This window comes from Streptomyces sp. NEAU-174, from assembly GCF_052665095.1.
Map to the genome: position 1 here is coordinate 409,104 of NZ_JBQTCE010000005.1, position 11,795 is coordinate 420,898.

Here is an 11,795-nt window from a genome sequence, read left to right on the forward strand (position 1 = left end):
GGAGGACGGCCGGGCGTTTGCGTGCACACGACATTGATATGACCGCTCGGTGAGGTCCGTTGCCGGAAGGGACCTTTACCGCGAATCGGCCCTCCTGCGCGGCGAACTGACGTGGCGTACGCTGCGGCGCCATGAGCGACGGTCGTGTGTCGGTGGTGTCGAAAGTGGCGGTGGTGACGGGCGCGGGCTCCGGGGTCGGCCGGGCCGTGGCGCTCGAACTCCTCGAGGCGGGCTGGTCGGTGGTGCTGGCGGGGCGCCGCGAGGAAGCCCTGGCCGAGACGGCGCGGCTGGCCGGTGGCGGCCCGCCGGCCCCGGTGGTGCCGACGGACGTGGCCGACCCGGAGCGGGTGGACGCGCTCTTCGCGGCGGTGCGGGAGCGGTTCGGGCGGCTGGATCTGCTGTTCAACAACGCGGGCAGCTTCGGCCCGCGCGGCGTGCCGCTGGAGGATCTGGCCTACGAGGACTGGCGGTCGGTCGTGGACACCAACCTCACGGGGGCGTTCCTGTGCGCGCAGGCGGCCTTCCGGCTGATGCGGGACCAGGACCCCCGGGGCGGCCGGATCATCAACAACGGCTCGCTCTCGGCGCATGTGCCCAGGCCGGACAGCGTGGCGTACACGGCCACCAAGCACGCCATCACGGGGCTCACCAAGTCGCTCTCGCTGGACGGGCGCCGGTACGGCATCGCCTGCGGGCAGATCGACATCGGCAACGCGGCGACCGAGATGACCGAGCGGATGTCCGCCGGGGTGCCGCAGGCGAGCGGGGAGGTGGTGGCCGAGCCCGTGATGGACGTGGCGGACGTGGCACGGACGGTGCGGCATATGGCGTCGCTGCCCCTGGAGGCGAATGTGCAGTTCGCGACGGTCATGGCGACGGCGATGCCGTACATCGGCCGCGGCTGACGGATGAGGGAACGTCACCCGTCGTAGATAACCCTCCAATTGTGGAGATAATGTGGAGATGCGGGCAATTCACCCCATCGGCACAGCGGTTCCCGGACGCCCCCCACGCCACCCCCCGGACTGTTCGAGGGCCGCTCGATATGGCAAGGTCGTTTCCCACCGCGCCACATCTTCACCACTGCCCCACCACTGCCCCACACCGACCCACCACCGCCGCACACTGCCCCACCACCGCCGCACCACCGCCGCACCACCGCCCCACACCGGCATCCGAACGAAGAGAGACCGCCGTGCGTTCTCTGCCGCTCACCTTGGTCGCCCGTCTGCTGCCCGTCGCCGTCATCGCCGCCGCGGGGGTGGCCATGACGACGTCGGACGACTCGGACGCGAGCGCCACCCCGGCGGGACCCTCCCCGCAGACCTCGGCCCCGGCCACCGGCGCCGCCGCACCGCGCTACGCCAAGCCGCCCGAGGAGGCGTGTACGGTCCTCCCTGAGTCGATGATCAAGGACCTGGTGCCGGGCGCCAAAACGGCCGGGAACGAGCTGAAGTCCAGCGACCTCAACCGCCGTACGGGCTGCTCCTGGCACGCGCTGGACGACTTCGACTACCGCTGGCTGGACATCGCCTACGACGTCAAGAGCGTCGCGGGGAAGCAGAAGAGCGAGGGCGGCAGCGCGGTGCCCGGCCTCGGCGACAACGCCTCGGTGACCGAGAAGACCACCGAGGACGACGACCAGGGCATACGCGAGGCCGTGGTGACGGTCCACCAGGACAACGCCACGGTCATCGTGACCTACAACGGCGGCGACTTCGAGAGCCACAAGGCGGCCGGCTCCGATGAGATCCGTAAGGGCGCCATCAGCGCGGCGAAGAAGGCGCTCGCCGCACTCGACGGCTGATTGTTTTGCCCAGTCTTTGAGACTGACTCTTTGAGCCTGACTCATTGAAACTGACTCATTGCTCGACCCTTGATGAACATCAGCCATACGGAAGTGTCTTTCTTAGTGAACGGTTACGATCGCGGGCATCGCAACCGAACTCTGGAGTCCCACCGTGCCCGCCGCCCCCGAACCACGCCTGGGTATCGCCATCCTGACCATGGGCAACCGGCCCAGAGAGGTGGCCGCCCTGCTGGAGTCGGTCGCGAAGCAGGACGTGCCCCCGGCCCGCGTCGTGGTCGTCGGCAACGGCTCCCCGCTCCCGGAGTTCCCGGAGTTCCCCGCCGAGGTGACCACGGTCGAGCTGGCGGAGAACCTGGGGGTCTCGGGCGGCCGTAACGTCGCCTGGCGGCGGCTGCGCGAGTTCGGCGACGTGGACGTGGTGGTCGACCTCGACGACGACGGGCTGCTGGTGGACGCCGACGTCTTCCGCCGGCTGCGCGATCTGTACGCCGACGACCCGCGCCTGGGCATCGTGAGCTTCCGCATCGCCGACGAGACGGGCGAGACCCAGCGCCGCCATGTGCCCCGGCTGCGCGCGTCCGACCCGATGCGCGGCGGTGAGGTGACCACCTTCCTCGGCGGCGCCCACGGTCTGTCGATGGCGATGCTGGAGCAGATCGGCGGCTGGCCGGACGAGTTCTTCTTCACCCATGAGGAGACCGACCTCGCCTGGCGGGCCCTCGACGCGCGATGGAAGGTCGTCTACGCCCCCGAACTGCTGCTCCAGCACCCCCGGACCTCCCCCGCCCGGCACGCCGTCTACCACCGGATGACCGCCCGCAACCGCGTCTGGCTGGCCCGCCGCCACCTCCCGCTACCGCTGGTGCCGCTCTACCTGGCCACCTGGACCCTGCTCACCCTCGCCCGCACCCGCTCCCTGCCCGGCCTGCGGGCCTGGGCGGGCGGCTTCCTGGAGGGCCTCCGCACCAGCTGCGGCCGCCGCCGCCCGATGCGCTGGCGCACGGTGTGGCACATGACCAAACTGGGCCGCCCGCCCATCATCTGACGGCGGCGCGGCAGCGCTAAGGGGTGCCGGGTGGTTCTTTCCCCTCCCCGCCCCTTCCCGCTACCAGGGGCTCCGCCCCTGGACCCCCGGCGTGGGGCGGAGCCCCGGGTTTCGGGGTCTGGGGGCGAAACCCCGGCGGGGCCTGGGGCAGAGCCCTGACGGGATCCGGGACAGGACCCCAGCAGGGTCCGGGACGACACCCCAGCAGGAGCCGAGGCGGAGCCCCGGCGGGGTCCGAGGCGAAACCCCAGCAGGGCCCGGGGCGAAGCCCCGGTGGGGGCCGGGGCGGAGCCCCGGTGGGGGCCGGGGCGGAGCCCCAGTTGTGGGGAGGGGCGGGGAGGGGAACAGCCCGCCGCAGGCGGGACGGGCCGCCGGGCGCCGGCTAAGGCGTCAGCCCGAGCGCGGGGAAGATCGACGCCTCCAGGAAGCGTGTCAGGTACGCGCGGTCGGCGACCCGGCCCTCTAGCAGATGGCGCACCCGCATCGCGCCGATCAGCTGCGTGGGGACGAACTCGACGGCGGGGTTGTCCGCAGCCACCTCGCCGCGCTCCACGCCCCGGCGGACCATCGCCTGGATCGTCTTCACCTCGTGCTCGATCAGCGCGGCGCGCAGCGCCTGGAGCAGGTCGGGGTTCTGGAGCGCGGCGTGCCCGAGGGCGTACACCAGCGCGGTGTCACCGCCGCACACCTCCCCCGCCTCGCCCACGGCCTCCGCGACGGCGCGCAAATCGCCCGCGAGGGAACCGGTGTCGATGCCCTCCAGCGCGAAGGGGCGCTTGCACGAGCGCAGCGCGGCGACGACGAGCTGGGGCTTGGTGCACCACTGCCGGTAGAGCGTGGAGCGGCTGGCACGGGTGCGGGCGGCGACCGCCTCGATGGTGAGGGCCTCGTAGCCGCCCTCCTGGAGCAGATCGAGGACCGCCTGATAGAACTCCTGCTCCCGCTCGGGGGTGATCTTGGAACGGCGCTGCGGCGCGTCCGTCTCCGGGCTCTGCGTCGCCATCGGGTCCTCCTCCTCGGTCCACCGGACTCCGGCTCCCCTCCCCGACCACGCAGTGTACCGACACATCCGCGTACCGATACGCCCTTGTACCGATACGGCCCTGCACCGGTACACTCTCGTATCGATACGTCTGTGTGCCGATGGCGCCACCGGTGGCAGACAGACAGTGCCCAGAGGAAGGCAGGGTTCACGATGAACCCGACCGTCATAGCCGTAGCGCTCGCGCTCGCCTCGGCCGTCGCCTACGCGACCGCGGCCGTGGCCCAGGAACGGCTGGCCGCGGGCGGCCGGCCGGACCGCATGCCGCGGCTGCTGCTGCGCGGCGCCTGGTGGGGAGCGGTCGGCCTCAACTCCACCGGTGCCCTGCTGCATGTGGCCGCGCTGCGGTACGGACCGCTCACCCTGGTCCAGCCGCTCGGCGCGCTGACCCTGGTGGCGGCCGTCCCGCTGGGCGCGCGGCTCGCGGGGCGGCGGGTGGTCCGGGACGAGTGGCGGGGCGTGGTCCTCGCCCTGCTCGGCCTCGGCGCCCTGCTGCCGGTCACCGCCGGGGAGACCCCGCGCGAGACGCTGAGCCTGCCGGAGGCGGTCGGGCTCGCGGCCGTCGTGCTGGCGTTCATCGGGCTGTGCGTCCGGCCGGGGCGCGGGGGGCGCGGCACACCGGGCCGTGGGCTGCGGTTCGCCACCGCGTCCGGGGTCGCCTCCGGTGTCGCCTCGGCACTCACCCAGACCCTCACGGTCGCACTCGCCGACTCCCGCGCCCCCGGGGCGGCCCTGGTGTCCTGGCGGACCGTGGTCGTGGCCCTGCTGGTCGCGGCCTTCGCGGTGAGCGGTCTGCTGCTGTCCCAGAGCGCCTACGGCAGCGGCCTCGGCGCGCCCCTGGCCACCCTGACCCTGGCCAACCCGGTGGCGGCGGCCGCCATCGGGATCGTCCTGTTGGACGAGCGGTTCCGGGGCGGCCCGGGCGGCTGGGCCCTGGCCGCCGTGGGCGCGGCGGCGGCCGCCCGCGGGGTGGTCCTGCTCTCCCGGGCTCCGCGGTCAGGGGCGGGAGTGGGAGTGGGGGCGGGGGTGCGCGATGCCACCGTGGTCGTACGGGAGTCCGCCGTAAGCGATGCAGCCCTGGCCCTACCAGAGACCGCCATACGCGATGGCGTCGTGGTCGTACCGGAGACCGCCGTACGCGATGGCGCCCTAGCCGTACCGGAGACCGCCCTACGCGAGGCCGCCCTGACCCTGCCGAAGACCGTCGTACGCCAAGCCACCGCACGAGAGGCCCTCGCCCCCGGCGAGCCCCCGCGCGGGCCCGCCGCCGTCCCCCGGGAGCCGGTGCCCACGCCCCCGTGATCCCGCGTGACCCCCGTGACCCCCGGGCGTCGCCGGGCCCGCCGCCGTAAGGTTGAGCGCATGGTGGACGCGAACGTGTCGACCTCGGCCGAGACCGCTGAGCAGTTGCTGGAGGAGCTGCTCAGGGCCACCCAGGAGGCATCACCGGCGGAGCTCCCGGTGGCCCTGGACCACTACACCGAGGCCATGAACATGGGCCGCGCGGTCGTCTTCCTGATCGACCTCCGGCAGCGGCTGCTGATGCCGCTCGAGGAGGGCGAGCCGCGCCTGGAGCTCGACCACTCCCTGGCCGGATTCGCCTACCGCACCGATTCGGTGCGGATCGAGGAGGACGGTGCGGGCGGGCTCACCGTATGGCTGCCGCTGCTGAACGGCGCGGAGCGGCTGGGGGTCCTGCAACTGCGGATGGCCTCCCTGGACGGGCTCAGGCTCTGGCGCTGCCGGACGCTGGCCTCGCTCCTCGCCATGGTCATCACGGCCAAGCGGACCTATATCGACACCTTCGCGCAGCGCACCCGCACCCGGTCCATGCAGCTGCCCGCGGAGATGCTGCGGGCCTTCCTCCCGCCCCGCTCCATCGGCACCGGCCAGGTGGTCTCGACGGCCGTCGTGGAGCCCGCGTACGAGCTGGGCGGCGACGCCTTCGACCACTCGTTCACCGAGGACGTCCTGCACGCCACGATCCTCGACGCGATGGGCCACGACCTGGCGTCCGGGCTGACCACCTCCGTGGCGATGGCGGGCAGCCGCAACGCCCGGCGCACCGGCGCCGATCTGGCGGCGCTCGTCACCACCGTGGACGAGGCGCTGGCCAAATGGCTTCCGGACCAGTTCTGCACGGGCGTCTTCCTCCAGCTGCACATGCCCAGCGGGACGCTGCGCTGGTCCAACTGCGGCCATCCCACACCGCTGGTCATCCGCCGCCAGCGGCTGCTGGACAAGGAGCTGGAGCGGCCCGCCGAACCGCCGCTGGGGCTGCCCGCGCGGCTGTCGGACGCGCCCCGCCAGATCCACGAGACGACGCTGGAGCCCGGTGACCGTGTGCTGCTCTACACCGACGGGGTCGTGGAGTCGCGCGACGAGGGAGGCGAGCAGTTCGGCCTGGAGCGCTTCGCCGACCACATCATCCGCTCGACGGCCGCCGGGCAGAACGCCCCCGAGGTGCTGCGCCTGCTCATCCACGCGATCCTCGACCACCGGCACAGCGAACTCAGCGACGACGCCACGATTTTGATGATCGAGTGGCATCCGCCCGGTCCATGAGCCGTCGATCCGATGTCCGATGATTCCGATGACGACTGATTCCGATGACGACGCCTCCCGACCCCGCCGCCCCCCGCGCCCGGCCGGACCCGCCGCCCGGCGCCCCCGGCCTGGCCACGGCCACGGTCGACGACCACGGCGTGCTGACCGGGTGGAGCGAGGGCGCGCGGCGGCTGCTGGGCTACCGCGCCGAGGAGGTCGTGGGGCGGCCGGCGGCCGAGCTGCGCGCCGAGCCGACCGCCGGGAGCAGCGGCGGCGAGCCGACCGCCAGGGACGGCACCGAGACAGCCGCCGGGGACGGCACCGACGCGACCGCCGGCCCGTGCCTGGCCCATGGGCCCCGGTGGAGCGGCCGGATCGCGCTGTGCCACCGGGACGGCCATGCGCTGGAGGTCGAACTGCTGGCCCACCGCGGCCCGCGCGACGACGACGGCCCCGCGGGCTGGCTCCTGGTCTCCGCCGCGCCCCGGGAACCACGAGAGCCGATCACCCCCGCGGACCACGCCTTCGCCCAGTGCCCCTGCGTCCTGGCGCTCTTCGACACCGAGCTGCGGCTGGCCCGGGCGAACGCCGATATGCAGGCCGCCACCGCCCGTACCGAGGAGCAGATGCGCGGGCTACGGCTGACCGAGCTGGTCGGCCACGGGGAGAGCGACCGGGTCGAGCGGGCCATGCGGCAGGTGCTGGAGAGCGGCGAACGGCTGGAGCTGGAGACCCATCTGCGGGGGCCCGGCGAACGCCATGAGCACGCCTGGTCGGTCTCGCTGGCCCCGCTGGCCAACCCCACCGGCGGGCTGCGCGGTGTGTGCTTCGCGGCCCGCGACACCACCGCCGAGCAGGAGGCCCGGCAGCGGCTCCAGCTGCTCAACGAGGCGGGGGCACGGCTGGGCAGCCATCTGGACCTGGACCGGATCGCCCAGGAGCTGGCCGCGGTGGCGGTTCCCCGGCTCGCCGACTTCGCCAGCGTCGATCTGCTCACCTTCCTCCACGAGGGCGACGAGCCCCCGGAGGGGCCGCTGCGCGAGCCCGTCACCCTGCGGCGCGCAGCCCATCGGTCAGTCCTGGACGGCGCCCCCGAGGCGCTGGCCGACGTCGGGGACCTGGCCACCCATCCCGAGCACTCCCCCACTGCGGCGTGCCTGCTCAAGGGCCGGGCCGCACGGCACCAGGTGACGCCGTCCCTGCTGGCGAGCTGGGAGACCAAGGACCCCGGCCGGGCCGCCCGTATCCGCGCGCACGGAGTGCACTCGGTGATCGTGACGCCGATGCGCGCCCGCGGGGTCACCCTCGGCACGGCCCTCTTCGCCCGCCACCGCACCCCGGCGCCCTTCACCGACGACGACACGCTGCTGGCCGAGGAGCTCACCGCCCGGGCGGCCGTCTGTGTGGACAACACCCGCCGCTATCTGCGCGAACGCAGAACGGCCGAGACCCTCCAGCGCAGCCTGCTGCCGCAGCGGCTGCCCGAGCTGACCGCGCTGGAGATCGCCTCGCGCTATCTGCCCTCGGGCGCCTGGGCCGGGGTGGGCGGCGACTGGTTCGACGCGATCCAGCTGTCCGGCGCCCGCGCCGCCGTGGTGGTCGGGGATGTCGTGGGGCGCGGCATCCAGGCGGCCGCCACCATGGGGCGGCTGCGCACCGCCGTACGCACCCTGGCCGATATCGATCTGCCGCCCGGGGAGCTGCTGACCCACCTCGACGACATGGTCACCCGGCTGTACTCGGACGAGAAGACCGAGCGCTTCTGGTCCTTCAGCGCCACGTGTCTGTACGTGGTCTACGACCCGGTCTCGCGCCGCTGCTCCATCGCCGCGGCGGGCCATCCCGCGCCGCTGGTGATCAGCCCGGAGGGCACCGCCGATGTGCTCGGCCCGCCCATCGGCCCGCCCCTGGGCCTCGGTGAACTGCCCTTCGAGATCATGGAGACGGAGCTGCCCGAGGGCAGTCTGCTCGCCCTCTACACCAACGGTCTGGTCAACGGCCGCGACCGCGAGAACGGCGACGGGCTCGAGACGCTGCGCGACATCCTGAGCCGTCCCGCCCCCTCCCTGGACGCGCTCTGCGACGACGTCCTGCGGGCCCTGCCCCCGGCCCACACGGACGACGACATCGCCCTGCTCCTCGCCCGCACCCGGGCGCTCCACTCCGACCGGGTCGCCACCTGGGACGTCCCGGCGGACGCGCCCGCCGTCGCCGAGGCACGCCGGAGCACCACCGAGCAACTGATCGACTGGGGTCTTGAGGAGACCGTCTTCACCACCGAGCTGATCGTCAGCGAACTGGTCACCAACGCGATCCGCTACGGCCGCCCGCCCATCCGGCTGCGCCTGATCCGCGACCGCGACCGCGACCTCATCTGCGAGGTCTCCGACGCCAGCAGCACGGCACCCCATATGCGGCGGGCCCGGGTCTTCGACGAGGGCGGCCGGGGCCTGATGCTGGTGGCCCAGATGGCGACGCGCTGGGGCACCCGGCAGAGCACGGACGGCAAGACGATCTGGGTCGAGCAGGACGTCTCCACGGACTCCGCGGGCTCCACCAGCTGAGGGGACCGGCCCCATCCCATGGGCGCATTCCGGCCACCGATATTCGACCCCGGGCGCACAGAGGCCGTTTCCTGTCCGATTTGTCACCCTTGAAGGAGAGGCTCCGTCCACCGAACCGCTTCCGCGGCCGACTGGGCAGTGCAGGTGGCTCGTGGCCGCCCTCGGAAGGAGTTGCCATGGCCAAGGCAGTCGGTATCGACCTGGGTACGACCAATTCGGTGATCGCGGCGTGGGAGGGCGGTGAGTCCTCGGTTGTTCCGAATTCCGAGGGAAGCCGCACCACGCCGTCGGTGGTGGCGTTCACCGGTACTGGTGAGCGGCTGGTGGGGCAGTTGGCCCGGCGCCAGGCGATCCTCAATCCGAAGGGCACGATCTATTCGGCCAAGCGGTTCATCGGCCGTCACTATGACGAGGTCTCGGCCGAGGCCAGGGCGGTTGCCTATGACGTGGTCCCGGATGAGGGGGGTCTGGCCCGGTTCAGGGTGGGTGAGAGGCTGTATTCGCCGGAGGAGATCAGCGCGCAGGTGCTGCGCAAGCTGGCTGATGATGCCGGGAAGCAGCTGGGTGAGCGGGTGACGGAGGCGGTCATCACGGTGCCCGCGTATTTCAACGATGCCCAGCGCAGTGCCACCAAGGACGCGGGTGAGATCGCGGGTCTGAGCGTGCTGCGGATCATCAATGAGCCGACCGCGGCCGCTCTCGCCTACGGGCTGGACAAGAGGGGGCATGAGACGGTCCTGGTCTTCGACCTCGGCGGCGGCACCTTCGATGTGTCGATCCTGGATGTGGGGGACGGGGTGGTGGAGGTCCGCTCGACCGCGGGGGATAGTCATCTGGGCGGGGACGACTTCGACCGGCGGCTGGTGGACCATCTCGCTGATGGGTTCCAGCGGGAGAACGGCATGGATCTGCGCCGGGATCCGCAGGCGTTGCAGCGGCTTTTCGAGGCTGCGGAGAAGGCCAAGACGGAGTTGAGTTCGGTGGCCCAGACCCAGGTCAGTCTGCCGTTCATCACCGCGGATGCCTCTGGTCCGAAGCATCTGACCGAGACGGTGATGCGTTCGACGTTTGAGCAGATGACTGGTGATCTGGTGGAGCGGTGTCTGGGGCCGGTGCGGCAGGCCATGGCCGATGCCAAGGTCGGGGAGAGTGATATCGATGAGGTGATCCTGGTCGGCGGTTCGACCCGGATGCCTGCTGTGCAGGGTCTGGTGCGTCGGATGACCGGCGGCAAGGAGCCCAATATGAGCGTCAACCCCGATGAGGTGGTGGCGCTGGGGGCGGCGATTCAGGCCGGGGTGCTCAAGGGTGAGGTCAAGGACGTCCTGCTGCTCGATGTGACTCCGTTGTCGCTGGGTGTGGAGACGCGTGGCGGTGTGATGACGAAGATCATCGAGCGGAACACCACCATCCCGGTGCGCCGCACCGAGACGTTCTCCACGGCCGATGACAACCAGCAGGCGGTGGACATTGTGATTCTCCAGGGTGAGCGTGAGCGGGCCGCGGACAACCGGGTGCTCGGGCGTTTCCAGCTGACTGGTATCCGTCCGGCGCCGCGTGGTGAGCCGCAGGTGGAGGTGACTTTCGATATCGACGCCAACGGCATCCTCAACGTCACCGCCCGGGACAAGGACACCGGTAAGGAGCAGTCGGTCCAGATCAGCGAGACCGGGAACCTCGAACGCGGCGAGGTGGAGCGGATGGTCCAGGAGGCCGAGCGCAACCGGGGCGAGGACCAGGCGCTGCGCGAGGCGGTGGACGCGCGCAACGAACTGGACGCCGCCGCTTACCAGGTGGAGAAGCGCCTCGCTGAGCTGGGCGACGTGGTGCCCTCGCATGAGAGATCGCGTGCCGAGATGCTGGTGCACGACGCCCGTCAGGCGGTCAAGAACGAGGCCGGGACGGACCGGGCCAGGCCGTTGACCTCCGAGCTCCAGCAGGTCTACGCGGGGCTGGCCGCGCATGAGACGGCCGCTGCGGGCGCGGGCCCGGGCGGCGCGGCCGGTGGGGCCGGGGCGGGCGGCGCCCAGGACACCGGGGCCGGGGGCGGCGGAGGCGATGAGGACGTGATCGACGCCGAGTTCGACAAGGGCTGAACCGAAAGGCCGATCCGACAAGGCAGATCCCGACGAAGGCAGATCCCACGATGGCTCATTGAGAGGCCGCCATGTCCACTCAACCGCAGCAGCCGGACCCGGTGCCGGAGGGTGCCATGACGGAGCCGGAGCCGGAGGAGGAGCAGGGTCTGCCTGCCCCGGGCGTCGCGGAGGCGCGCGGGGCGGGTGGGGAGGGGCCCGGCCCGGACGCGGCCGGCGGCCCCGCCATCGGCGAAGCCGACGAGCGGGCCGCTGAGCAGGCCGCCGCGCTGGCCGAGCTCGAGGACCGCTGGCGGCGGGCCCTGGCCGATCTGGAGAATCTGCGCAAGCGTCATGCCAGGGAGCTGGAGCGGGAGCGGGCGGCGGAGCGGGCCCGTACGGCGGTGGCCCTGCTGCCTGTGGTCGACAACCTCGAACTGGCCCTCTCCCACGCCGAGGCCGACCCCGGTTCGATCGTGGAGGGTGTCAGGGCTATCCGCGACCAGGCCGTGGACAGCCTGGCCCGGCTTGGCTACGAGCGGGAGGCGGAGACGGGGGTGCCGTTCGATCCGGCCCGGCATGAGGTGGTCGGCGTGGTCGAGGACGCCGAGGCGGAACCGGGGACCGTGGTGCAGGTGCTGCGCCCCGGCTACGGGGCGCCCGGCCGCCAGCTCCGCCCGGTGGCTGTGGCTGTGGCGAAGCGGGAGTGAGC

The 11,795-nt window shown here is 72.2% G+C and carries 9 protein-coding genes; 8 read left to right on the plus strand and 1 reads right to left on the minus strand.

Annotation, left to right across the window (positions count from 1 at the left end; translation table 11 throughout):
• Window positions 1–131 precede the first annotated feature (131 nt).
• The 3 genes from ACT2CW_RS17455 to ACT2CW_RS17465 all read left to right on the plus strand — a co-directional run bounded on the left by ACT2CW_RS17455 (window position 132) and on the right by ACT2CW_RS17465 (window position 2,855).
• A complete protein-coding gene (locus ACT2CW_RS17455) occupies window positions 132–905 on the plus strand; it encodes an SDR family oxidoreductase (RefSeq protein WP_198281734.1) in 774 nt (257 codons plus the stop codon).
• Between the two features lie 290 nt (window positions 906–1,195).
• Window positions 1,196–1,807, plus strand: a complete 612-nt coding sequence (locus ACT2CW_RS17460) for a hypothetical protein (RefSeq protein ID WP_445517211.1) — start codon at window positions 1,196–1,198, stop codon at window positions 1,805–1,807.
• A 199-nt stretch (window positions 1,808–2,006) separates the two neighbouring features.
• Complete coding sequence (locus ACT2CW_RS17465; protein ID WP_445517378.1) at window positions 2,007–2,855, plus strand: glycosyltransferase family 2 protein; 849 nt, start codon at window positions 2,007–2,009, stop codon at window positions 2,853–2,855.
• A 382-nt stretch (window positions 2,856–3,237) separates the two neighbouring features.
• On the opposite strand, the gene ACT2CW_RS17470 is transcribed toward ACT2CW_RS17465, so the two are convergent.
• Window positions 3,238–3,858 carry a TetR/AcrR family transcriptional regulator gene (locus ACT2CW_RS17470; RefSeq protein ID WP_432049150.1) on the minus strand — a complete coding sequence of 207 codons (621 nt, stop codon included), beginning with the start codon at window positions 3,856–3,858 and terminating at the stop codon, window positions 3,238–3,240.
• A gap of 192 nt (window positions 3,859–4,050) precedes the next feature.
• On the opposite strand from ACT2CW_RS17470, the gene ACT2CW_RS17475 reads away from it, so the two are divergent.
• The 5 genes from ACT2CW_RS17475 (at window position 4,051) to ACT2CW_RS17495 (ending at window position 11,793) form a co-directional block, all read left to right on the plus strand.
• Complete coding sequence (locus ACT2CW_RS17475; RefSeq protein ID WP_445517212.1) at window positions 4,051–5,199, plus strand: DMT family transporter; 1,149 nt, start codon at window positions 4,051–4,053, stop codon at window positions 5,197–5,199.
• A gap of 60 nt (window positions 5,200–5,259) precedes the next feature.
• Window positions 5,260–6,462 (plus strand): PP2C family protein-serine/threonine phosphatase, encoded by a 1,203-nt coding sequence (locus ACT2CW_RS17480; RefSeq protein WP_445517213.1) that lies wholly within the window; start codon window positions 5,260–5,262, stop codon window positions 6,460–6,462.
• A 44-nt stretch (window positions 6,463–6,506) separates the two neighbouring features.
• Window positions 6,507–9,008: a SpoIIE family protein phosphatase gene (locus tag ACT2CW_RS17485; RefSeq protein ID WP_445517214.1), complete on the plus strand. Its 2,502-nt coding sequence runs from the start codon at window positions 6,507–6,509 to the stop codon at window positions 9,006–9,008.
• Window positions 9,009–9,184: 176 nt separating this feature from the next.
• A complete protein-coding gene (gene dnaK / locus ACT2CW_RS17490; protein ID WP_445517215.1) occupies window positions 9,185–11,104 on the plus strand; it encodes a molecular chaperone DnaK in 1,920 nt (639 codons plus the stop codon).
• Between the two features lie 71 nt (window positions 11,105–11,175).
• A complete protein-coding gene (locus tag ACT2CW_RS17495; RefSeq protein WP_445517216.1) occupies window positions 11,176–11,793 on the plus strand; it encodes a nucleotide exchange factor GrpE in 618 nt (205 codons plus the stop codon).
• Window positions 11,794–11,795 lie beyond the last annotated feature (2 nt).